Origin of the sequence: Streptomyces sp. NPDC057136, assembly GCF_042670885.1 — a bacterium.
Lineage (GTDB): Bacteria > Actinomycetota > Actinomycetes > Streptomycetales > Streptomycetaceae > Streptomyces.
Map to the genome: position 1 here is coordinate 1 of NZ_JBHUUV010000027.1, position 20,953 is coordinate 20,953.

A 20,953-nucleotide genomic window follows, 5' to 3' on the forward strand; every position below is an offset into this window, starting at 1 on the left:
GGCCCGCACCGTCCGGTGCGGGCCCCTTCAGGCGCAGCGCGTGTGACGGGCCGGGGAAGGCCGGCGGCCGTCGGTCGGGCTACTTATTGACGGTGAAGCCCTGGTCGGCGCCGTACTTGACGCCGGCCTGCTGCCAGGAGTTCAGTCCCTCGGTGAGCGTGGTGGACGAGACATAGGCCTTGCCCACGGTGTCGTTGAAGACGGAATTCGCGTACACCTGGTAGGGCAGGTAGGACCAGTCGGTGCCGACGTTGCGGGCGGACTCGGAGAAGATCTCGTTGGCCTTCTGACCGCCGAAGTACGGGAACTCGGTGTCGAGGAACTTCTGGGACTGGAGGTCGGCGCGCGTGGCGGGGAAGGCGCCCTCGGCGACGCGTGCCGAGGCGCCCTCACCGGTGGTGACGTACTCGGAGAAGGCGTAGGCCAGTTCCTTGTTCTTGGCGGCCTTCGGAACGGCGAGCGAACTGCCTCCGTTCTCGGCGCTCGCCTTGGCGCCCGGTGTCCACTGGGGGAGCGGGGCGACGCGCCAGTCACCGGAGGCGGAGGCGACACCGGAGGTGAAGTTGGCAGGCATCCAAGCACCGATGGACAGGGTCGCGATGGAGCCGTCCGCGAGGCCCTTGTACCACGCGTCGCTCCAGGAGCTGATGGGTGCGACCAGCTTCTCGTCGAGGAGCTCCTGCCAGGTGTCCGTGTACTTCTTGGTGCCCGCGTCGCCGAAGTCGATGGTGACGTCGCTGCCCTGAGTCTTGTAGGGACGACCGCCCGCCTGCCAGATGAGGCTGGTGGTGGCGCCGGCGTCGCCGGTGTCGTTGGTGATGGAGATCTTGGGATCCGCCTTGTGCAGGGCGCGGGCGGCGTCCACGTACTCGTCCCACGTCGTGGGCACCTTGATGCCGTGCTTGTCGAAGACCTTCTTGTTGTAGAACAGGGCCATGGGCCCGGAGTCCATGGGCAGGGCGTAGATGGCCTTGTCCTGGGTGACGGCGTTCCACGGGCCGGGGGTGAAGGCATCGTCGTGCGTGGTCGCGCCGTAGCCGGAGAGGTCCTCGACGGTCTTGCCGATGGCGAACTGTCCGAGCGCGTAGTACTCGATCTGGGCAACATCGGGGGCGCCTGATCCCGCGGCGAGGGCGTTCTGCAGCGCCGTGTACTGCTCGTCGCCGGTACCGGCGTTGACCAGTTCGACGTCGACCTTCGGGTACTTCTTCTCGAAGTCCGCGGCCGCCTTCTTCAGCGTGGGTTCCCAGGCCCACACCGTCACCTTGCCGCCCTTCTCCAGCGCGGACTTGACGTCCTTCGGGCTGCCTTGCGCGCTGTCCTCGGGCGAAGACCCGCATGCCGTTGCGCCGAGCGTGAGCGCGCAGCCCGCGGCGAGTGCGCCGAGGAGCCTGCGGGTGGTGTGGGTTCTCATGACGTGTGCTCCTGGTGGTAGTTCGGTGCGAGGGAACAGCAGGGGTGGGGGGAAGACGGAGGGAGCAGCGCGGTCTACTCCTTGACGCTTCCTGCGGCGAGACCCGACTGCCAGTACCGCTGAAGCAGCAGGAAGACCGCGACGATGGGGATGATCGTCAGAAGGGAGCCGGTGATGACGAGGTCGAAAACGGCATCCCCGCCGGCGGTCTGGGCCTGGGCGTTCCAGGCGTTGAGGCCGAGGGTGAGGGGGTACCAGTCGGGGTCCTTGATCATGATCAGCGGCAGGAAGTAGTTGTTCCAGGTCGCGACCATGGAGAAGAGCAGCACGGTGACGGTTCCCGGCATCAGCAGCGGCAGCGCAATGCGGAAGAAGGTGCGCAGTTCGCCGGAGCCGTCGATGCGGGCGGCTTCGAGCAGCTCGGTGGGAACCGCCTCGGCCGCGAAGACCCACATCAGGTAGAGCCCGAAGGGCGAGACGAGGGAGGGGATGATGACGGCCCAAGGCGTGTTCGTCAGACCCATGTTGCTGAACATCAGGAACGTGGGCACCGCGAGGGCCGTGCCGGGAACAGCGACGGCTCCGATGACGACCGCGAACACCGCGCGGCGGCCGGGGAAGTTGTACTTCGCCAGTGCGTATCCCCCCAGGACGGCGAGGACGGTGGCGCCGCCGGCCCCGGCGGCGACGTAGAGGAGCGTGTTCAGCAGCCAGCGGAGGAACACACCGTCCTGGTACGACAGCGTCCGGCTGACGTTGCTCCAGAGGTCGAAGTCGTCGCTGAACCACAGGCCGAAGGAGTTGAGCAGCCCTTGTTGGTCCTTGGTGGCGTTGATGAACAGCCAGGCAAGCGGAAGCAGTGTGTATACGAGAACCAAGCCGGCCAGCAGGGTGAGCGACACGCTCCGGCGCGGATTCAAGGGGGTGTGCGGGCGGCTGTTGCGGCGCCCGAAGGAGGCGCGGGCCGTGACCGTCTTCCGGGAGCCGGCAGGCGACGTGGACTCCTGAGGGGGAGAGGCCGCCGAAGCCGTTGAGTCGGTGACGCCGGTCGTGATGGGGGTGGTCATCGCTCAGCCCTTCCGCATGCCGCGCAGCTGGACCGCGTAGGCGATGATCGCGGTGATGACACCCATCACGATCGCCACGGTCGCCGCGTAGTTGTGCTGCTGGCCCGAGAAGGACAGCGAGTAGGTGTACAGGTTGGGAGTGAAGTCGCTGGTGATTGCATTCGGGGCGAGCTTCTGCAGGATGCTCGGCTCGTTGAACAGCTGGAAGCTGCCGATGATCGAGAAGATCGTCGCGATCACCAGGGCGCTGCGGATGGCCGGCAGTTTCACGGACGTCACGACGCGCCACTCTCCGGCGCCGTCGATCGCGGCCGCCTCGTAGAGCGAGCGGGGGACGACCTTGAGCGCCGAGTAGAAGATCAGCATGTTGTAGCCCACGAACTCCCAGGTCACGATGTTGCCGATGGAGGCCAGCACGAGAGAGGGAGACAGTGGGTCGGGCAGTGTGACGCCCAGGGCATCGTTGACGTTGCCGACCAGGCCGAACTGAGTGCCGTACATGAAGCCCCAGATGAGGCTCGCAACGACGGCGGGAACCGCATACGGGAGGAAGATCGCCACACGGAAGAAGGACGTGCCGTACAGCCTGCCGCTGTCGATGGCGAGGGCCGCGAGCAGCGCGATGCCCAGCATGACCGGCACCTGCACCGCCAGGAAGAGACCGACTCTGGCCAGGCCCTCCCAGAACCGGGGGTCGCCGAGGGCATCGCCGTAGTTGTCGAGGCCGACGAAGGACGTGCCGCCGATGAGCCGGTCCCGGAAGAGGCTCAAGTACAGGGCGTAACCGATCGGCGCGAGGAAGACGAGCGCGAAGACCGCGACGAACGGGCCGGCGAAGCCCCAGCCCACGAGAGACTGCCTGCGTGGACGGAACCGGAGCCGTGGGCGGGGCGGTGGGGCTGCCGTAGCGCGCGTCGACAGGAGCGTCATGGGTGGGTCCTTGTGTCGGTGACCGATCGGCCCGAAGACGGGGAGCTTGTGATGAGGCCTGGGCCGGAAGAGGCCGGGACTGGGGCTGGCCGATGAGAAATGTTTACGTAATCATCGGTAGCGTGATGGTGACACTCCCGGTGGGGGGCGTCAAGCACGTTACGGTGGTCAATGGGGAGGGATTCCGGTGGCGGACAACAACACGAGTGGGTCGGTGAATACGGCTGGCGGCGGCGGTCGGCGCGGGTCGAGAGGCGGGCCGCGCCGCGTCTCGATGGCGGATGTCGCCCAGCTCGCCGGCGTCTCGTCGCAGACGGTCTCGCGTGTCTCGAACGGTGATTCGGCCGTCGTCGACAGCACGCGGGAAAAGGTGCTGGCCGCGATGAAAGAGCTCGGTTACCGGCCCAACAGTGCGGCGCGCGCGCTCAAGCGCGGCGACTTCCGCGCCATGGGCGTGATCACCATGGGGCTGTCCAGCACCGGCAACGTGCGGACGCTCGAGGCCATCGCCGGCTGTGCCGCCCGTGAGGGGTACGCCGTCACGCTGATTCCTCTGGACGCGCCGACCCAGGACAACGTCAAGGGCGCGTTCACGAGGCTGGACGAGCTCGCCGTGGACGCGGTGGCGCTGATCATGGAGGTGCACCTCCTCGACACGGCGTCCCTGACGCTGCCGCCGCATGTGAAGGTGGTCGTGGTGGACTCGGACTCTTCGGGTCGCTTCCCCGTGGTGGACACGGATCAGCGTCAGGGTGCCCGTACGGCGGTGCGGCATCTGCTGGACCTCGGCCACCGCACCGTGTGGCATGTCGCGGGACCGAAGGAGTCGTTCGCCGCCGGCCATCGCGCCGCAGCCTGGGAGGAGCTCCTGCTCCAGGAGGGCCGCACGGTTCCCCCGCTGCTCAGGGGTGACTGGACCCCGGACGCCGGCTATGAGGCCGGTCTGCGCCTCGCCGACGAGCCCGACTGTACGGCGGTTTTCGTGGCCAACGACCACATGGCTCTCGGCGTCCTGCGGGCCCTGCACGAGCGCGGCCGGCGGGTGCCCGAGGACGTGAGTGTCGTCGGTTTCGACGACATCCCTGATTCGGGTTCGTTCATCCCGCCCCTGACGACGGTCCGTCAGGACTTCGCCAGAGTCGGCCAGTTGTGTGTCGACGCGATACTGCGTGAACTGCGTGGCGAAACTCTGATGGGCACCACGCTGGTGCCGACCGACCTGGTGGAGCGCAGAAGTACGGCGCGGTACACGGGGGTTTCGCCGCAAGAGGGGTGAGGGCCGGGGACGTGAGCCGCCCTGGGGCAGGCCGGGTGAGGCATCCTTCCCCGGCCGGGGCGGCGCGGTGTCGGCGCGCCTGACCGGGCCCTGCTTCACGGCCCCCTTCGCGGGCCGTCCGTCCTGCCGCCGCACTCCCGCACTCGTGCAGGGCGTGTATCGCTCCGAGTGCCATCCCGTCGTTGGCCGCGAAGACGGCCGTGACTTCGCGCCGCCGGGCCGGTTCGACTCCCGCCCCGGTGCCCGGACGCTCATGAAGTTACGGCCTGTGGCCGGGTGTTGGCGCCGACGTGCCCGAGGGGCAACCGGCGACGCAGCGCAGTCGACGAATGTTGCGTCAATTCTTGACAGACCCCGCAGCCGCTTTCAGACTCTCCCCGAACCGCTCGTGTTTACGTGAACATGAAAGGGTTGCTCCGAGACGTGACGCAGCGGTCGTTTTTGGTCAGGGGTGCCCGGGGCTGTCTTCGTCGTGCCGTCTGCACGTACGCGGCGCCTCTCCGTGGGCGCTCATTCACCGGCAGGCCCGCCTTTGCGTGAACGCTGCCTGCTCCCAGTGACGAGGAAGGCGATCGTCCGCCGCCAAGCAGCAGTTCCGGCTCGAGAACCTCGCGGACGGGCGGCAGTCGTGCAGTACGCCCGCAACGGCGGCACCAACCGGAAGCAGCACCACGCGGCCCTCTGACCGGCGCCCCCGCGTGCACCAACACTGCGTCCCCGCAGCTCGGTTGCGGGGGCGCGGTGCTTCCCTCCGCATACTCAAAAGGAGCCGTACGTGTTCCCCTTGCCCAAGTTTTCGGCGCCCCGCCCAAGGTGCCGCCCGGGTCTCCGCCGCCATGGAGTTGCCCTCGCCTCCTTAGGTATCGCCGCCGCACTCGTTGTCCCCGCCCTCACCGCACCACAGGCTGTCGCGGCGGACACGGCCTCCGTGGTGAACGTCCGTCTCGACCCCAGCTATCAGCAGCCGGCGTTCGAGGGCTGGGGCACCGCGCTGGCCTGGTTCGCCAATGTCACCGGAGGGTGGCCCGAGGCGCAGCGCGCTCGCCTGGCCGACGCGCTCTACGGTTCTGACGGCCTCGGCTTCACCATCGCCCGCTACAACATCGGCGGCGGTGACAGTCCCGAGACCACCCCGTACATGCGGGCCGGGGGCGCCGTCCCCGGCCACTGGAACCGACCGGGACCGGAAAGCCCCGACTGGTGGGACCCGGAGAATCTTGATCACTGGAACCCACAGGCCGACGCCAACCAGCGCTGGTGGGTGACCGCGGCCAAAGCTCGGGGCGCGGACACCTTTGAGGCATTCTCCAACTCCGCCCCCTACTTCATGACCAACAGCGGACTCGTCTCCGGTGCGGTGGACCCGAAGCAGGACAACCTTCGTTCCGACCAGTACGACCGGTTCGCCGCCTACCTCACGGGCGCACTTCAGCGCGTACAGCAGAACACCGGTGTCGCCTTCGACTCGATCTCCCCGGTCAACGAGCCGAACACCGACTACTGGCGAGCGGGCGGCGGCCAGGAGGGCAGCCACTGGGGTCCCGCATCCCAGGCCCGCATGGTCGCCACCCTCCGTGCCACCCTCGACGCCAAGGGCATATCCACGCCGATCGCCGCCATGGACGAGACCAACCCGGGCACGTTCCGCGCGAACTGGGAGCAGTACGTCCCCACCGTGCGCGACACCGTCGGCCGACTCAACACCCATACCTACGGCACCGGCGGCCGCACCGGCGTGCGAGACATCGCCAAGGGTGAGGCCACCCCACTGTGGATGTCCGAGGTGGACCTCGGCGGCAGCATCGGACAGAGCTTCACCGACATGAGCCCCGCGCTCGACCTGGCACGCCGCATCAACGACGACATCAGGGAACTGGAGCCCCGGGCCTGGGTGCTGTGGCAGGCCGTCGAGGACTACGAGAACATGACCCCAGGCCGCGAGAACTCCAACTGGGGCCTGATCCAGACCGACTTCACTCCCGAGGACCCGGCTGCCGAACCTCTGCGCAAGAACAAGAAGTACTGGGCGATGGCCCAGTACAGCCGCTTCGTCCGCCCCGGCGCCCGCGTCATCAACACCGACGACGCCCACACCCTTGCCGCCCTGCGTCCCGGCGGACAAGGCGTGGTCGTGGTGCACACCAACCCGAGCGGCGAGGCCAGGGAGGTCAATCTTGATCTCACGGGCTTCCGGACCGTCGGCACCGCGCCTGTGGAGCGCTACACCACCGACGCCGTCAAGAACGTTCAGCGCGAGAGCGACATCACCACCTCAGGCAAGAGCCTGAAGGCCACCGTCGGCGCAGGCTCCGTCACCACCTTTGTGCTGCCGGGGGTCACCGGCGTGGACACCACGGCCACCACCGCACCCATCGGAACCACACAGCAACTGGTGAACGACCACAGCGGGATGGCACTCGCCGTCGGCACGGTCAACGGCAAGAACACGCCCGTCCAGCGTTCCTCCAACGCGTCGGACAGCGCGCAGCAGTGGACCCTCACCAAGGTGGCCTCGACCGACTGGGGCAGCACGGCCGCCTACCGCGTCACCAGCGCCAAGTCGGGCAAGGCACTCTCCGTTTCCGGCGACGCGCTCGGATTCGCCACGCCCGGCACGTCCACCGCCCAGCAATGGGTCCGCTCCACCACCGGCGACGGGCACGCCACACTCATCAACAACGCCACCGGCCTGCTGCTCGACGTTCTCGATGCCGCCACAGGAGACGGTGCACCCGTCGGGGTCTACCGGCCGACGACGGGCGCCAACCAGTCCTGGAGCTTCCGTGGTGCCGCCGCCGACGTCTGGCAGCCGTTGACGTTCCGCCACAGCGGAAAGTGCGCCGATGTGGCCGGTGTTTCCACGGCCGACGGGGCAGCGGTGGTGCAGTACACGTGCAACGGCGGAACCAACCAGCAGTGGTCCCTGCGGCCCACGGGCAGCGGTCATGTGACCGTCGTCGCCCGGCACAGCGGCAAGTGCCTCGATGTGAGCGGCGATTCGACCGCCGAGAGCGCCGAGGTGTTCCAGTACGCCTGCAACGGCGGCCGGAACCAGGAGTGGTCCGTCCGGGACCTCGCCGACGGCCACTTCTCGTTGGTGGCCCGGCACAGCGCCAAGTGCCTGGAGATCGACGGGGGCTCCACGGAGGGCCTCGCGGTCGTGACGCAGTACACCTGCAACGGCGGTGCCAACCAGCAGCTCCGTCGCGGCTGACGCCGAAGGCCGGCACCGACTGCGGTCGGTGCCGGCCCTCTGTATCGGCGGGCCACCTACTCGTCGGTGGCTCCCAGATCGGCCGTCTCCCGTAGGTCGATGGTCCGGGTGCGGGGGGACGCATGCAGTTCGAGAACCACGATCTCGTTCACCCCGGCGCGCAGCACGGGAGCGGGGACGTAGAGAGAGCGCTGGGGGCCGCGTGACCAGTACCGTCCGAGCGGGAAGCCATTGATCCACGCATTGCCCTTGGTCCAGTCGTCCAGGTGGAGGAACGAATCGGCCGTCTCGGTCAGCTCGAACGTACCGCGGTGGAACGTGGGCCCGGTCGTCGTCGTTGCCGTGGCGGCGGCGAACGGAATCCCGTCGAGCGTCGCCATCGGCAGCGACCGGTTGGTCCAGCCCGCGAGCTCCACGCCGTCCAGGAGGACCGTACCGAGCAGCCCCTTGCGGTCGTGGATGCCCTGGCCGTAGTTCACACGTCCCTGGTTCTCGACGAGGATGCTCAGGACGCTGCCGGCACGGGGCACGGTGAAGGCGAGCGCGAACTCGTGGTTCTCGCGCTCCAGGACGCCCACGGGCTGCCCGTCGACGAACACCTGAGCACGGTCGCGTACCTGCTCCAGTTCGAGCAGAGCAGGGCCCTTCATGGGCAGCACGGTTTCGTAGAGGACGAAGCCGAAGTCCTGCTCCATCTCCTCCATGGTCAGAGGGCGCCGTGACTCGACAGCAGGGGCGAGAGCGGCGGCGTTCGTGAGCAGTGCGGCGCGCTCGGTCAGCACGACGCCGGGTACGGAGAGCTTGGGGGCGCGCTCCGGTACGGCGTCGCCGGGGACGGGCGCGTACTTGGCGATGATCTCGCGGAACGCGGTGTACTTCTCGGTGGGGTCGCCGGCCTCGTCGAGAGGGGCATCGTAGTCGTAGGACGTGACGGTGGGCCGGTACGTGTGCTTGTCATTGGCGCCGTTGGTGAAGCCGAAGTTCGTGCCGCCGTGGAACATGTAGAAGTTGACCGATGCCCCGGAGGCAAGCAGGTCGTCGAGTTCGGACGCGGCCTGGTCCGGGTCCCGGACGATGTGGTATCCGCCCCAGCGGTCGAACCAGCCGATCCAGAACTCGGACGTCATCAGCGGCCCCTCCGGTCGCTGCGCGCGCAGTTCGGCGAGGTGCTGCGTGGAGCGGCTGCCGAAATTGGCCGTGGCGAGGACACCGGGCAGCGATCCGCGCTCGAGGTCGGCGGGCTGATCGCACGTGAACAGCGGGACGTCGACGCCGCAGCCGCGCAGGGTGTCGGCCAGGTGTTCCAGATAGGCGGTGTCGTCGCCGTAGGCCCCGTATTCGTTTTCCACCTGTACCGCGAGAACCGGTCCGCCGCGCGAGGCGAGGTAGGGGCGGAGGGGAGCGAGGAGGCGGGCGAAGTAGTCGTCGACCGCCGCGAGGAATCGCGGATCCCGCGAGCGGAGCCGGATGTCGGGCTCGGCCAGCAGCCAGGACGGCAGACCGCCCCCTTCCCACTCGGCGCAGATATACGGGCCGGGGCGCAGGAGAACGTACAGCCCCTCGGCGGCGGCGAGCTGGAGGAACCGCGACAGGTCCAGCGAGCCGTCCATACGGAACTGATCCGGCCGCGGCTGATGAAGATTCCAGGGGACGTAGGTCTCGACGGTGTTGAGACCCATGAGCCGGGCCTTCCGCAGACGGTCCGCCCACTGCTCGGGATGGACCCGGAAGTAGTGCAGCCCCCCGGACAGGATCCGGAAGGGTTGGCCGTCGAGCAAGAATCCGGCGTTGTCTATCTGCAGAACGGACATGGGTTGCTGCTCCTGGGCTGAAAAGGGGAACGTGGCCAGTCGGCGCTCATTACATCATGTTTACGTAAACATGATGTAATGGCAAGCCTTTACCGAGTCGGTGACCGTCTTTGCCCAGCAAGGGGGGTGGACTCTCCGCCCCGGCGGGCCGTGGACGCGTGAGGTCGCGGCCTGAATCCGTCGGCCGGGTGGGGGGATTTGTGGCGGCGCACCTCGCCGACTCGGCGGCCTTGATCCGCAGGGGCCTGGGAGGGGGCTGCCGACTCGCCCGCGCGAGCCGAGTCGGCCAGGCCGGGCGACGCGACGGCACGCAGTGGTTCTGGGGCCAATACGCGACCCGCCCCGCCGAGTGCCCGGGCTCGCCCGGTCCGGTGCTGTGGGGTCCCGTTCCGGTGCTTCGTTCGCCGTCTGCACGCAAACGCTTGACGGGTGCATGGGTTGGTTCTAAGTTCCTGACTCACTGAAGGGTTCACAACCCAGCTCGATGTTCGCATATATGAACATGGGGAAACGGGCGGGCTGTTGGACCACCTCCACCGGAAGGCACCCCACATGCGTACCGGCACTATCGCGCGCGCCCTGGGCGTTACGGCTGCTCTGGCCGCACTGCTCACCACGGCCGTCACGGCCCCGGCGGTGGCCGGCCCGGCCGCCCCCGACCGGACCGCACAGGCAGCCGCCCCTGCCGTATTCACTCACCCCGGCGTCCTGGTCAGCCGCCCCCAACTCGACTTCGTACGCGAAAGGGTCCTGGCTGGTGCACAGCCGTGGAAGGGAGCGTACGACCAGATGCTGGCCAGCAAGTACGCATCCCTCTCCCGCACCGCCAAGCCCCGTGCCGTCGTCGAGTGCGGCTCATATTCCAACCCCAACTACGGCTGCACCGACGAGCGTGAGGATGCGATAGCCGCATATACCCTCTCGCTGGCCTGGTTCATCAGCAAGGACAGCCGCTACGCCCAGAAGGCCATCCAGATCATGGACGCCTGGTCGGGTGTGATCAAGGACCACACGAACAGCAACGCACCACTGCAGACCGGGTGGGCCGGTTCCTCCTGGCCGCGGGCGGCCGAGATCATCAAGTACACATACAGCAGCTGGCCGAACTCCGGCCGCTTCGGCACGATGCTGCGCGACGTCTATCTGCCCAAGGTCATCAACGGCTCGCACAGCAACGGCAACTGGGAACTGTCCATGACCGAGGCCGCCATCGGCATCGCGGTCTTCCTGGAGGACCGCGGCGCCTACGACAAAGCCGTCACCAAGTTCCGCGGACGCGTTCCCGCGTACATCTATGTGACCGCGGACGGCTCCCTGCCGAAGGCCGCGCCCGGCAGCGGTCTCGACACCCGGGACGAGATCGTCAGGTACTGGCAGGGGCAGTCGACCTTTATGGACGGGCTCTCCCAGGAGACGTGCCGCGACCTCACCCACACCGGCTACGGACTCTCCGCGATCTCCCACATCGCCGAGACCAGCCGCATCCAGCGGCAGGACCTCTACCCCGAGATCGCCGACCGGCTCCGGCACGCCCTGGGCCTGCACGCCAAGTACCAGTTGGGTGCGGCCGTGCCCTCCTCGCTGTGCGGTGGCTCGCTCAAGGACACAGTCGGCCCTGTCACCGAGGTGGGCCTCAACGCCCTGCACAACCGCATGGGTTATGCCATGACGAACACTCAGGCCCTTACCGAGCGGCAGCGGCCTGCCGCGTCGAACAATCTGTTCGTGGCGTGGGAGACGTTGACCCACGCCGACAATCCCAGCTGACACGCACAACGGCCCGGGGAAGGGGGAGCCTTTCACGGGCCGTTGCCGCTCCGCCAGTTCTTCGCCCTAGACAGTGAGACAACTGGTCAGGCCACCGAGCGGATCCGATCGCTGGTCTTCTCCCGGAGTGCGGCTTCCAGCCGGTCGCGGGCCTCGGTCTGGGCGGCGATTCGTTCGTTGAGGACCGCAAGCCGTTCCAGCGCGACCCTCAGGCACGTGCAACCCTGCCGCCAGCGGCAAGGTCAACGTCTCCTCGGGGAGGGAGCGTCCGGACCTTGGTGTGTGGGGCGGACCCCAGCTCCTTCCGTAGCGCGGTGACCTCGTGTGTGCGGCGAGGTCACCGCGGCAACGCCGTGGACGGAACTCCTGCAAGGAATCGAGCTCGGGGTTCTTCTGATCGGTGAACCGCCGTCTCGCTCAGATGCCGGCTTCAACTCCCTTTCCTGAGCGCCGGCGTGACGACGTGCTCGCCGCAGTCACGGCTGTGGGCGAGTACGTCGTTGCGTGGGTGGGCGACTGGGAGGTGGGAACGCGCCGGCTGCTCAGCGGGCTGCGGTGTTCTCAGTGCGAGGCGAGGGCGGTAGCGCCGGTCGGAGCGGCAGCAGCTCCGTGGTGACGAAGGCGATCACCGCCGCGAGGATCACGATGGGCATCATGGCGGAGCTTCCCAGCAGGAGGACGACGAGCACCACGCTACTGACCGGCAACCGCAGGATGCCGGCCGTGGCGGCTGCCATGCCCGCCGCCATGGCCGGTACGAGGCCCAGGCCGGGCAAGGGGGCCAGCAGGGCTCCGGCGGCGGCTCCGAGGAAGAGGGCGGGGAAGACGGGGCCGCCGCGCAGGCTGCCCAAGCAGAGGGTGTAGGCGGCCCCCTTCAGCAACAGGACGGCCAGCAGCGCGCCCACGCCCCAGGCGTGCGGATCGTCCGCGAGCCGACCCAGGGTGGCCTGACCCGACAAGGCGACGTCTGCGGGGGTACGGCCGGTGATCAGGGCGTAGAGGGCTGCGCAGGCCGCGGCTGCCACGGCGCACAGGACGGTGCGGGGGATCACGCCGCCCGACACGTATGCGGCGACGCGTCGGGCGGCCGCCAGCACCGGGTGCAGGAGGACGGCGATGGCGATGGCGATGGGAATCGTCCACAGCACGTCCGCCGCATCCAGATGCGGGAGGGGCGTGGGCAGGCTGAGGCTGAGGCTGCCTGTCTGCAGCCCGGTCCAGCGTCCGAAGCCGGTGAAGACCAGTGCCCCGATCCCGCTCGAGAGCAGGGCGGGCAGCATGACCGCGAACAGCTGCGGACCGCCGACCCCCGCCACCTCGATCAGGAGCACCGCGGCGATCAGCGGGTTGCCGAAGATCGCCGCGATGGCCGCCGCGGCGCCGGCGGCGCCCAGCAGCGCGGTGGTCTGCGGGGTCGCCGGAGCCCGTGTGAGGTCACGAAAGAGCAGGGCCAGGCCGCCACCCAGCGCGATCAGCGGTGCCTCGGGTCCCAGAACGGCGCCGAAGGGCAGGCTCGCGGCCGCGGCGAGCAGGACGCCCGGCAGCGTGGCCGGCGGAGTGCCGCCGGTGTGGAGGCCGGACGCGGGGATGTGTCCGCCGGCGCCGGGCAGATGTGCGGCGACCAGACCGACGACGACTCCGGCGACCAGGAGCAGGGGGAGCGGCCACCACCACGGCGGGGCGTCCCGGCCCAGCCCCTGCGGAAGGTCCACCCACAAGAGGTGTTCCACTTCGTGCAGCCCGACGAGGAACCAGAACGCGACAAGCGAGACCGGGATGCCGATGAGGGCGGAGAATGCGAGCACCTTGAGGTAGCCGGGGGCTCGGAGTATGTCGCGCAGCCGGTCCGCCTCCTGGGGCTGCTGCCCACTGCCGGGGTCTGCGGGCTGAGCGCTGGGCTCCGTCATGGATGTCCTTCTCCTTGCCCATGGCCGGGATTCTTCGGGACGGCCGCCGAGGGGCGGTGCGGGCGGCGTTGCGAGGGACGTCGCCGGCGGTATGCGCGCCAGACGGCCGAACTCCCGCTCCTGATGATCCGCCCGGTCGGCCTGCCGCGCCGCCGGGGGGCGTACGCCCACCGCGCCACCACGACCGTGAGCGGCTACCGCCCCCCCCGCAGGCTCGGTCCCGCTCCTGGCATCTGTCCAGACGAGCGGGTTACGCCTCGTTGCCGGTTCGCGCACAGCAGCTGGGACAGGTCCCTGCGCAGGATGCGCGTGGGCCGCTGGAACAACGCGCCTCGCCGACGAGAAAGCCGTTTCCCCGCCCATTGGACACGTGCCGCCGCAGGTCTGCGCGTTCAGGACTCGCCGTGTGAGGTCGGAAGAGGCTCATTTCCCGGTCGGGAGTCTTCGGAGCCTTCGCCGTTCCACGGACGGAGTTTCTCCGGGTTGCGGATCGCCCAGATGCGAGTGATGCGGCCGTCGGCGAGGCTGAACGCTGCCACGGTCACGGTGACGCCGGCGTGCTGCGCGACCAGGCCGGGCCGGCCGTTGACCGTCCGCTCCAGGAGCGTCAGCCCAGGGGCTTTGCCTGCGATGTGGATCAGGTACTCGGCAATGCGCTCGCTGCCCTCGACCGGGCGGAGGACGGTGCCGACCAGGCCGCCGCCGTCGGCGGTCATCGTGGCGTCGGGGTCGAGGAGGTCGACGAGGGTTTCGATGTCCTTGGCCTCCCACGCCGCCTTGAACTGCCGCACCAGACCGGCCTGCCCTGTCATCGGAACCGCAGGAGCCTGCGCCGCGCGAATCCGTTGACGGGCCGAGGACGCCAGCTGCCGGCAGGCCGCGGGCGTCCGGCCGACGATCTCGGCGACCTCGGCGAAGGGGTACCGGAAGACGTCGTGCAGGATGAACGCCACGCGTTCGGCCGGCGTCATCGATTCCAGTACGACGAGGAAGGCCATGTTCACCGACTCGTTCAGGGTGACCTGGTCGGCGGGGTCGGCCGGCTCGGCCCTGCCTCCGCCGGCCCGCCCGCTGATCCACTCCGTGCGGTCGGGCAGCGGCTCGGGTATCCATGCGCCGACGTAGCGCTCGCGCCGGACCCGCGCCGAGCCGAGTACGTCCAGGCAGATGCGGCCGGCCACCGTCGTCAGCCAGGCGCCGGGCGACTCGATGGCCTCCTGCTGTTGCCGCGACAGCGCGTACCAGCGGGCGTAGGTCTCCTGTACGGCGTCCTCGGCCTCGGACAGCGAACCGAGCAGCCGGTAGGCGAGATTGATCAGCCGACGCCGCTCGCCGGCGATCGCACTCAGGCCCCGCTCGGACCGGTCCTGCTGTGGCTCGGACGAGGTACTCATGGTCGCGACCGCTCCCTGGTTCTTCTCGTCCGCTTCCGCACCGGACTGTGAGGCCGGCGCTTCGCCTCACATTTCGCGGACCTGCATCGTCAGGCTACCGAGACACTACCGATCCACCGCCGCGAGGCAGCAGAGGGGACCACGTCATGGCCACACAGACGACGGCAGTACCGGGCAGACTCACATTCCTGCAGGTCGCGATCGCCCTGCAGACCTTGTCCCTCTTCTTCCAGGCGGTCACCGCGGGAATGCTGCTGTCCTCGTCCCACGGCGAGGTACTGCATGACGCCGGATCGCGCGTGATGTACGGCGCATCGATGATCTACGTGCTCGCCGCGATCCTGGCGTGGCGGCCGGGCGGCGGGTCGCCACGCCCCATCCTGCACGCGTCCGTCTTCCTCGTACTCGCTTCGGTGCAGGTGGTGCTGGGCATCGCACACATGCCGTCGCTCCATGTCCCCCTGGGCGTCCTGATGTTCGGCCTGAGCGTGCTGGCGCTGGGCCAGGTGCTGTCCACCCGTTCGTCGGAGCGCACCGGCACCCGGTCGTAGCGGTTGGGCGCAGACCAGTAGCCCGCCGGAGCCGGAGCGCTGAGGACGCATGGGAATTGCCCGCGTGGAGCTGGGTGTCTACACCCACAACGTCGCTGCCCTCCGCCTGTATGGGTGGCTTGGCTTCACCCTCGAGCGAGGCGCGCCCGGCTCTGGTTCGGTGGATGGACACGGCTGGTCCGCGGTGCAGATGCGCATCGACCGCGCGGCATGGGCCGCGACGGCGGGTCCACCGTGACCGTTGCCCGTGCTGGGGCACGACCCGTCAACGTGGGGGGGGGATGTCCGCGATACCCGCCCTGATCACCGCCCACTGGCCGGTCGCGACGAGGCCCTAAGGCAGAAGAGCCATCTCCCGGGCGTTCTTGACAGCGGTGGCGATCCGACGCTGTTGCTGCGCACTGATCCGCGTGACTCTGCGGCTGCGGATCTTGCCCCGGTCGGAGATGAACTTCCGCAGCAGGTCGGTGTCCTTGTAGTCGATGTACGTGATCTTGGCGGCGTCGAGCGGGTTCGGGCGGGGCTTGACGGGCTTGTGGGGGTCCGGGCGGCGTGGCATCAGTTCTCCTCAGAAGGCATGCGGGCGGTTCGGGGCCGTGGTCGGTGGACCGGGTCGAGAAGCGAGTCGAAGGCGGGACGCAGGCTTCGCCATGCCTCGCGCCCGGGCTTGTACTCGTCGTCGGTGAGCAGACAGGAGTCCAGCAGCGCGGTGAGGCCGTCGCGGTCCAGCCCGGGGGAGACGAAGACCAGGTGCTGGCAGCAGTCGCCGTGCACCGGGTGCCAGTCGAGCGCGGCGGCGGCCTGCCGGAAGGGCGGCACCATGTCCCAGGCGGCGTCCGGCAGGGAGGCGAGCCACGGGCCGGTGTTCTCGACGCAGAGTGCGCCGCCCGCGGCATCCCACGACAGGAGGGTGTCGGGCCGGTCGGCGAGCCAGAAGCGGCCCCGGCTACGCGCTGCCGCACAACTCAGATCCTCCAGCGCCGCATACAGGCGCTCGGGGTGGAACGGGCGGTGCCTGCGCCACACGAGGGTACTCACCCCTGCCTCATCCGCGTCCTGGGGGAGAAGCGCGCAGGCGGGGTGCTGGGCGGCATTGGCTGCCTCCACGTCGAACCCGGCCAGAGCGAGGACCGTCAGTGCGTCCGAACCGGCCGCCGCCTGCCGGGCTGTGGGATGCAGTTGCCCGATCAGCGCACGGTCCTCGTCGTCCGCTTCCTCGCCCTCCCCGCTCTCGACAAGGGCGATGACGGACGCGTACTCCAACTGGCGGGCCCAGGTGTCTCCGACGGTGCGCTGATCGGATGCCGCCGCGGCCAGCCCGGCCTCCGCGAGGTCGTCGCCGTTGACGAGGTAGGGCAGCACGAGGGCCGGATCGACCGCGGTGATGACGCTCTTCACCTCGGCCCACCCCTGTCCGTGGACAGCGATCACCTCGGCCATGGCCTTCGGCTCGACGGAGTCCCAGAGCTCGAGGACGGCGAGCGCGGTGAGTCCGCCGGCCGCGAGCCGTTCCAGTTCCGGGATCAGGTCCTCACGCAGCGCGCAGCAGGCGCAGTCGTTGACGAGTGGTGCGTCGCCGCAGGACTGTTCGCCCGAGGCGTCGCGGACCGTCCGGCGCACGGTTCCGTTGCCGGCCGTCGTCAGGTCGTGGTGCAGCGCGACGCTGTGAGGAACACCCCTGAGCAGTCCCTCCACCACCTCGCGGCGGGCATCGGAGTGCAGTCCGGCGACGATGACGACGGGCAGCTTCTGGTTGTCCCCCATCACCGGCCCTCACGGCTGCCGTAGCGGCGCTCGAACCGCTCCACCCGGCCCGCAGTGTCCAGGACCCGAGCGGTGCCGGTGTAGAAGGGGTGACTCGCGGAGGAGATCTCCACATCGACGACCGGGTAGGTGTTGCCGTCCTCCCACTCGACGGTGCGCTCACTGGTGAGGGTGGAGCGGGTCAGGAAGGCGAAGTCTGCGGCCTTGTCGCGGAAGACGACGGGGCCGTACGAGGGGTGGATTCCGGGCTTCATGGTCATGTCCTTCGGATCGAGGCGGGAGTTCATCGTTCTTCGCGAAAGTCCACGTGACGGCGGACGAGCGGGTCGAACTTGCGCAGCACGAGCCGGTCGGGATTGTTTCGCCGGTTCTTGCGGGTGACGTAGGTGTAGCCGGTGCCGGCGGTGGAGCGGAGTTTGATGATCGGGCGTAGTTCGTTGCGAGCCATGGCGACACTATATGGCAATGATTTCCATGTTCAAAAGGCCGGGTCTCGTATGTCCTGTGCATGTCACACACTGCATCGGCAGCGCCGACTCCGGTGATCCTGTGTGGCCGGCGCGTGGGCGCCCGGCGTCAGGGCCGGTACCGCAAGGGGTGTTCGGCGGGCACCTCGGTCAGCACGATGCGATGACCGTCCGGATCGGCGATCCACATCTCGATCAGGCCCCAGGGTTCCCGCAGCGGCGCTCGCAGCACGTGCACGCCGCGGCCGGCCAGTTCCTCGTACGTCGCCTGGCAGTCGGCGACCTGCATCCAGAGACGGAGGGTCGCGGTCGGCAGTTCGTCCGACCTTCCGGACAACTCGAGGAAGCCGCCACCGAGAAAATAGACCGTCCCGCGTTCCGGTCCGGTGCCGAACTCGCGGTACACGGCCAGGCCGAGAGCTTCCCCGTAGAAGTCCCGCGAGGCCTGTGGGTCACGAGGTCGCAGCAGTACCCGGCTGCTCAGTACATGCACCATGCGGCGACCCTACGCCGGTGCGATTGATGCAGGGGGTCGGCAGACCCGCGGCCACCAGCCTTGATCGGCAGCGTGGCTGCCGTGACCCGTGAGACGGTGGATTCGAACAAGCCCTGCACCGCCGTAACCCTGCACCGCCGTAACCCCGCACCGCCGTAACCCTGCACCGTCCTGAAGCAGTCACGCATCCGGCCAAGAGATCGGGAAACGTGTCAATGAGCTTTCCGGGTGACCCCACCCAGTACCCGGTCCCGCACTCCGCGCGCGGAGCGGGCCGACTCCTCGCCGTGAGTGATCTGCATGCCGGAATCGCCGACAACCGGCAGATCGTGGAGTCGCTGCACCCGACGTCCGACGCGGACTGGCTCATCGTCGCGGGTGACGTGGCCGAGCAGGTGAAGGACGTGGCGTGGGTGCTGGACCTGCTCGCGCGGCGATTCGCCCACGTCGTGTGGACGCCGGGAAACCACGAACTGTGGACGACCGACAGGGACGCCGTGGTGCTCCGAGGCCAGGCGCGGTACGACCACCTCGTCGAGGTGTGCCGCACGCTAGGCGTGTCCACGCCCGAGGACCCCTTCCCCCGCTGGCCGGGGCCGGGCGGGCCGGTGGCGATCGCGCCCGTCTTCGTCCTGTACGACTACACCTTTCGGACCCCGGGGGCGACGACGAAGGAGGAGTCCCTGGCCCGCGCGCACGAAGCGGGCATCGTATGCACCGACGAGTTCGTGCTGCACCCCGACCCGTACCTCACCCGCGACGATTGGTGCCGGGCCCGCGTCGCGCAGACCGAGCAGCGGCTGGCCGCACACGACCCGGATGTCCCCCTCGTGATCGCCGGCCACTGGCCACTGGTGCGGGAACCCACATCGGTCATGTGGCACCCGGAGTTCGCCCAGTGGTGCGGCACCGAGCTCACGGCGGACTGGCACCGCAGGTTCAACGTGGCGGCCGTGGTGTACGGCCATCTCCACATTCCCCGCACGACCTGGTACGACGGGGTGCGCTTCGAGGAAGTCTCCATCGGCTACCCCCGGGAATGGCGCGAACAGGGCCATCCACGCGGGCTGTTGCGGCAGATTCTGCCGTACGAGGAAGGGTCCGGTGAGACGTCGTGATCGACCGGCTCCTCCCTCGCTACGTGGCCAGCGCGGCGACCCGTGAGGAGGACGCACCCGCCGGAACTCTGTTCCCGGAAGAAGAGGCCCTGGTGGCCACGAGTGTGGCGAAACGGCGGCACGAATTCGCCGCGGCCCGCGCCTGCGCCCGTACGGCGATGGCTGCCTTCGGCCTGCCGCCGGCTCCCGTGCTGCGCGGCCACCGGGGCATGCCGCTGTGGCCCACCGGATTCGTCGGCAGCATGACGCACTGCGACGGCTACCGTGCGGCAGCGCTGGCACGGGCGGAAGACCTCCGAGGGCTGGGGGTCGACGCCGAACCCAACGCGCCGCTGCCGTCCGGCGTCTGGGAGATCGTCTCGCTCCCCTCGGAACGGGAACGACTCCTGTCGCACGATGAGTTGGCGGGTCGGAGAACCGGCACCGAGCCCGCCGGATCTGGGACCGTTCACTGGGACCGGCTGCTGTTCAGCGCCAAGGAGAGCGTGTTCAAGACGTGGTTCCCGCTCACCCGGATCGAACTCGACTTCGCCGAAGCGGACATCGTATTTCACCGCACATCGGCGTCCGCGACCGAAGGAACCCTCACCGCATCGCTGTTGCGGACCGCCCCCGGAATTCCCCCCGTACTCAAGGGGAGGTGGCTGGTTCACGACGGCATCGCGGCCACGGCGGTCACCCTCCCCGCCTGACGCTCCTTACAGCAGCCGCCTGGATCAACCCCCACACTTTCAGAGCGCCTGACCGCACATCAGGTTCCAACGCCCTTGACGGCCGCTGAGTTCAGTGAGGGCCAACGGGGGCACGTCGAGGCGCCAGAACGCCGCCGAGGGCAGACCGATCCCATGGACGATCGCGGCGCGTACGACTGCGGGCTCGGCGACGGCGAGCACCCGGCCGCTGTCCTCCTCCAGGCCGTCGAGCCAGCTGCCGACCCGGGCGGAAAGGTTCGTCAGCGACTCGCCACCGTGCGGGGCGGCGGACGGGTCGGTCAGCCAGGCCGCCACGGCCTCCGGTTCGCTGCCGCTCACGTCGGACAGCCGCTTCCCGCGCCAGCGCCCCATGTCCCAGCCGGCGAGGGCGGGTTCGGGTACGGGGTGGAGGCCTAGCGCCTCGGCGGTCCGAAGGCAGCGCTCGGAGCTGCCGCTCACGTACAGGTCGGCACCCGGTACGCGGCCCGCAGCGGCACGCGCCCGACGTGTTCCGGCCTCGTCGAGGGGTGCGTCGCCCTCGAACCGGGCCTCGCGCAGAGCGGCGTTCATCGCAGGCGAGATCAATATCACCCGTACCGTCAATGCGTTCTCCACTCCCTCAGCCATGGCCTGTCCGGCGTGCGACATGTGGCGTCCGGAGGCCCGCCGCCTCAGTGATTGCACCATGGCGGTGCCCAGCCGCAGACGGTATGGTCACGACGACTATGACGACGGTGTGACGGAAGCCGGTGAGAATCCGGCACGGTCGCGCCACTGTGAACCTGTACCTGTACGGGAAGTCAGACCCGGCACTGTCGTCTCAGGCACCACGATCGGGACGCGAGTTCCCACAGGAGGTTCTGCCATGGCACAGTCCGCTGCGCCCACCGCCGGCGCACCCGCCATCACCCCCATTTCGCTGAAGGCCCTCGCCCCGTGGGCGGCGTTCTTCGGCATTCTCATGCTCGTCCTGCTGTACTTCGTCGGCGCCGAGCAGGGTGCCATCTCGGTCATTGCCGGTGAAGGCGTCCACGAGTGGGTCCACGACGGCCGGCATCTGCTCGGTTTCCCCTGCCACTGAGAAT

Annotated in this window: 19 protein-coding genes, 1 pseudogene and 1 riboswitch; of the genes and pseudogenes, 7 read left to right on the plus strand and 13 right to left on the minus strand. The window is 68.9% G+C overall.

The window, feature by feature from the left end; all coding sequences use genetic code 11:
• Positions 1 to 79: 79 nt before the first annotated feature.
• The 3 genes from ACFT7S_RS27045 to ACFT7S_RS27055 form a co-directional block, all read right to left on the minus strand.
• A complete protein-coding gene (locus tag ACFT7S_RS27045; protein ID WP_382736183.1) occupies positions 80 to 1,414 on the minus strand; it encodes an ABC transporter substrate-binding protein in 1,335 nt (444 codons plus the stop codon).
• Between the two features lie 74 nt (positions 1,415 to 1,488).
• Positions 1,489 to 2,481, minus strand: a complete 993-nt coding sequence (locus tag ACFT7S_RS27050) for a carbohydrate ABC transporter permease (RefSeq protein WP_382736185.1) — start codon at positions 2,479 to 2,481, stop codon at positions 1,489 to 1,491.
• A gap of 3 nt (positions 2,482 to 2,484) precedes the next feature.
• Positions 2,485 to 3,411: a carbohydrate ABC transporter permease gene (locus ACFT7S_RS27055; RefSeq protein WP_382736187.1), complete on the minus strand. Its 927-nt coding sequence runs from the start codon at positions 3,409 to 3,411 to the stop codon at positions 2,485 to 2,487.
• Between the two features lie 274 nt (positions 3,412 to 3,685).
• On the opposite strand from ACFT7S_RS27055, the gene ACFT7S_RS27060 reads away from it, so the two are divergent.
• Both ACFT7S_RS27060 and ACFT7S_RS27065 read left to right on the plus strand, forming a co-directional pair.
• Entirely contained in the window at positions 3,686 to 4,687 is a 1,002-nt protein-coding gene (locus tag ACFT7S_RS27060; protein WP_382736348.1) for a LacI family DNA-binding transcriptional regulator, read from the plus strand.
• Positions 4,688 to 5,615: 928 nt separating this feature from the next.
• Positions 5,616 to 7,901 carry an RICIN domain-containing protein gene (locus ACFT7S_RS27065; protein WP_382736189.1) on the plus strand — a complete coding sequence of 762 codons (2,286 nt, stop codon included), beginning with the start codon at positions 5,616 to 5,618 and terminating at the stop codon, positions 7,899 to 7,901.
• Between the two features lie 56 nt (positions 7,902 to 7,957).
• Here the strand turns inward: ACFT7S_RS27065 and ACFT7S_RS27070 are convergent, their stop codons facing one another.
• Complete coding sequence (locus ACFT7S_RS27070) at positions 7,958 to 9,712, minus strand: beta-galactosidase family protein (RefSeq protein WP_382736191.1); 1,755 nt, start codon at positions 9,710 to 9,712, stop codon at positions 7,958 to 7,960.
• A gap of 552 nt (positions 9,713 to 10,264) precedes the next feature.
• On the opposite strand from ACFT7S_RS27070, the gene ACFT7S_RS27075 reads away from it, so the two are divergent.
• Positions 10,265 to 11,479, plus strand: a complete 1,215-nt coding sequence (locus ACFT7S_RS27075; RefSeq protein WP_382736193.1) for an alginate lyase family protein — start codon at positions 10,265 to 10,267, stop codon at positions 11,477 to 11,479.
• Between the two features lie 86 nt (positions 11,480 to 11,565).
• On the opposite strand, the pseudogene ACFT7S_RS27080 reads toward ACFT7S_RS27075, so the two are convergent.
• From ACFT7S_RS27080 to sigJ, 3 genes and pseudogenes are all read right to left on the minus strand, one after another.
• Positions 11,566 to 11,691, minus strand: a pseudogene (locus tag ACFT7S_RS27080) (MerR family transcriptional regulator); the annotation flags it as partial.
• 330 nt (positions 11,692 to 12,021) lie between these two features.
• On the minus strand, positions 12,022 to 13,386 hold the full coding sequence (locus ACFT7S_RS27085; RefSeq protein ID WP_382736195.1) for a chloride channel protein: 1,365 nt from the start codon (positions 13,384 to 13,386) through the stop codon (positions 12,022 to 12,024).
• Between the two features lie 392 nt (positions 13,387 to 13,778).
• Complete coding sequence (gene sigJ / locus ACFT7S_RS27090) at positions 13,779 to 14,780, minus strand: RNA polymerase sigma factor SigJ (RefSeq protein ID WP_382736197.1); 1,002 nt, start codon at positions 14,778 to 14,780, stop codon at positions 13,779 to 13,781.
• Positions 14,781 to 14,926: 146 nt separating this feature from the next.
• Between sigJ and ACFT7S_RS27095 the strand changes: the two genes are divergently transcribed.
• On the plus strand, positions 14,927 to 15,331 hold the full coding sequence (locus tag ACFT7S_RS27095) for a hypothetical protein (protein ID WP_382736198.1): 405 nt from the start codon (positions 14,927 to 14,929) through the stop codon (positions 15,329 to 15,331).
• Between the two features lie 334 nt (positions 15,332 to 15,665).
• On the opposite strand, the gene rpsR is transcribed toward ACFT7S_RS27095, so the two are convergent.
• The 5 genes from rpsR to ACFT7S_RS27120 form a co-directional block, all read right to left on the minus strand.
• Positions 15,666 to 15,890, minus strand: coding sequence for a 30S ribosomal protein S18 (rpsR, locus tag ACFT7S_RS27100; protein WP_382736200.1), 225 nt, complete (start codon positions 15,888 to 15,890; stop codon positions 15,666 to 15,668).
• Entirely contained in the window at positions 15,890 to 17,095 is a 1,206-nt protein-coding gene (locus ACFT7S_RS27105; protein ID WP_382736202.1) for a CobW family GTP-binding protein, read from the minus strand. Before ACFT7S_RS27105 ends, rpsR begins: the two co-directional genes overlap by 1 nt.
• On the minus strand, positions 17,095 to 17,349 hold the full coding sequence (locus tag ACFT7S_RS27110; RefSeq protein ID WP_382736204.1) for a type B 50S ribosomal protein L31: 255 nt from the start codon (positions 17,347 to 17,349) through the stop codon (positions 17,095 to 17,097). The genes ACFT7S_RS27105 and ACFT7S_RS27110 overlap by 1 nt, the downstream gene beginning before the upstream one ends.
• Before the next feature lie 29 nt (positions 17,350 to 17,378).
• Positions 17,379 to 17,543, minus strand: a complete 165-nt coding sequence (gene rpmG / locus ACFT7S_RS27115; protein WP_203183923.1) for a 50S ribosomal protein L33 — start codon at positions 17,541 to 17,543, stop codon at positions 17,379 to 17,381.
• Positions 17,544 to 17,671: 128 nt separating this feature from the next.
• Positions 17,672 to 18,058: a VOC family protein gene (locus ACFT7S_RS27120; RefSeq protein ID WP_382736206.1), complete on the minus strand. Its 387-nt coding sequence runs from the start codon at positions 18,056 to 18,058 to the stop codon at positions 17,672 to 17,674.
• Positions 18,059 to 18,273: 215 nt separating this feature from the next.
• Here ACFT7S_RS27120 and ACFT7S_RS27125 point away from each other — a divergent pair, with 215 nt between their 5' ends.
• Together ACFT7S_RS27125 and ACFT7S_RS27130 are read left to right on the plus strand one after the other, a co-directional pair.
• Positions 18,274 to 19,176, plus strand: a complete 903-nt coding sequence (locus ACFT7S_RS27125) for a metallophosphoesterase family protein (protein WP_382736208.1) — start codon at positions 18,274 to 18,276, stop codon at positions 19,174 to 19,176.
• Positions 19,173 to 19,868, plus strand: coding sequence for a 4'-phosphopantetheinyl transferase (locus tag ACFT7S_RS27130; RefSeq protein ID WP_382736210.1), 696 nt, complete (start codon positions 19,173 to 19,175; stop codon positions 19,866 to 19,868). The genes ACFT7S_RS27125 and ACFT7S_RS27130 overlap by 4 nt, the downstream gene beginning before the upstream one ends.
• 39 nt (positions 19,869 to 19,907) lie before the next feature.
• Here the strand turns inward: ACFT7S_RS27130 and ACFT7S_RS27135 are convergent, their stop codons facing one another.
• Positions 19,908 to 20,495, minus strand: a complete 588-nt coding sequence (locus ACFT7S_RS27135) for a histidine phosphatase family protein (RefSeq protein ID WP_382736211.1) — start codon at positions 20,493 to 20,495, stop codon at positions 19,908 to 19,910.
• Between the two features lie 114 nt (positions 20,496 to 20,609).
• Positions 20,610 to 20,674: riboswitch (cobalamin riboswitch) on the plus strand.
• 59 nt (positions 20,675 to 20,733) lie between these two features.
• On the opposite strand from ACFT7S_RS27135, the gene ACFT7S_RS27140 reads away from it, so the two are divergent.
• Positions 20,734 to 20,949: a CbtB-domain containing protein gene (locus tag ACFT7S_RS27140; RefSeq protein WP_382736213.1), complete on the plus strand. Its 216-nt coding sequence runs from the start codon at positions 20,734 to 20,736 to the stop codon at positions 20,947 to 20,949.
• The last annotated feature ends 4 nt before the right edge of the window (positions 20,950 to 20,953 follow it).

Bases quoted from the DNA above. Each gene is read 5' to 3' on its own strand.
- ACFT7S_RS27135 (WP_382736211.1), bottom strand. From the start codon at position 20,495: ATGGCTGAGGGAGTGGAGAACGCATTGACGGTACGGGTGATATTGATC.
- sigJ (WP_382736197.1), bottom strand. From the start codon at position 14,780: ATGAGTACCTCGTCCGAGCCACAGCAGGACCGGTCCGAGCGGGGCCTG.
- ACFT7S_RS27085 (WP_382736195.1), bottom strand. From the start codon at position 13,386: ATGACGGAGCCCAGCGCTCAGCCCGCAGACCCCGGCAGTGGGCAGCAG.
- ACFT7S_RS27120 (WP_382736206.1), bottom strand. From the start codon at position 18,058: ATGGTGCATGTACTGAGCAGCCGGGTACTGCTGCGACCTCGTGACCCA.
- ACFT7S_RS27050 (WP_382736185.1), bottom strand. From the start codon at position 2,481: ATGACCACCCCCATCACGACCGGCGTCACCGACTCAACGGCTTCGGCG.
- ACFT7S_RS27110 (WP_382736204.1), bottom strand. From the start codon at position 17,349: ATGAAGCCCGGAATCCACCCCTCGTACGGCCCCGTCGTCTTCCGCGAC.
- rpsR (WP_382736200.1), bottom strand. From the start codon at position 15,890: ATGCCACGCCGCCCGGACCCCCACAAGCCCGTCAAGCCCCGCCCGAAC.
- ACFT7S_RS27105 (WP_382736202.1), bottom strand. From the start codon at position 17,095: ATGGGGGACAACCAGAAGCTGCCCGTCGTCATCGTCGCCGGACTGCAC.
- ACFT7S_RS27055 (WP_382736187.1), bottom strand. From the start codon at position 3,411: ATGACGCTCCTGTCGACGCGCGCTACGGCAGCCCCACCGCCCCGCCCA.
- ACFT7S_RS27045 (WP_382736183.1), bottom strand. From the start codon at position 1,414: ATGAGAACCCACACCACCCGCAGGCTCCTCGGCGCACTCGCCGCGGGC.
- ACFT7S_RS27075 (WP_382736193.1), top strand. From the start codon at position 10,265: ATGCGTACCGGCACTATCGCGCGCGCCCTGGGCGTTACGGCTGCTCTG.
- ACFT7S_RS27095 (WP_382736198.1), top strand. From the start codon at position 14,927: ATGGCCACACAGACGACGGCAGTACCGGGCAGACTCACATTCCTGCAG.
- ACFT7S_RS27125 (WP_382736208.1), top strand. From the start codon at position 18,274: ATGAGCTTTCCGGGTGACCCCACCCAGTACCCGGTCCCGCACTCCGCG.
- rpmG (WP_203183923.1), bottom strand. From the start codon at position 17,543: ATGGCTCGCAACGAACTACGCCCGATCATCAAACTCCGCTCCACCGCC.
- ACFT7S_RS27060 (WP_382736348.1), top strand. From the start codon at position 3,686: ATGGCGGATGTCGCCCAGCTCGCCGGCGTCTCGTCGCAGACGGTCTCG.
- ACFT7S_RS27140 (WP_382736213.1), top strand. From the start codon at position 20,734: ATGGCACAGTCCGCTGCGCCCACCGCCGGCGCACCCGCCATCACCCCC.
- ACFT7S_RS27070 (WP_382736191.1), bottom strand. From the start codon at position 9,712: ATGTCCGTTCTGCAGATAGACAACGCCGGATTCTTGCTCGACGGCCAA.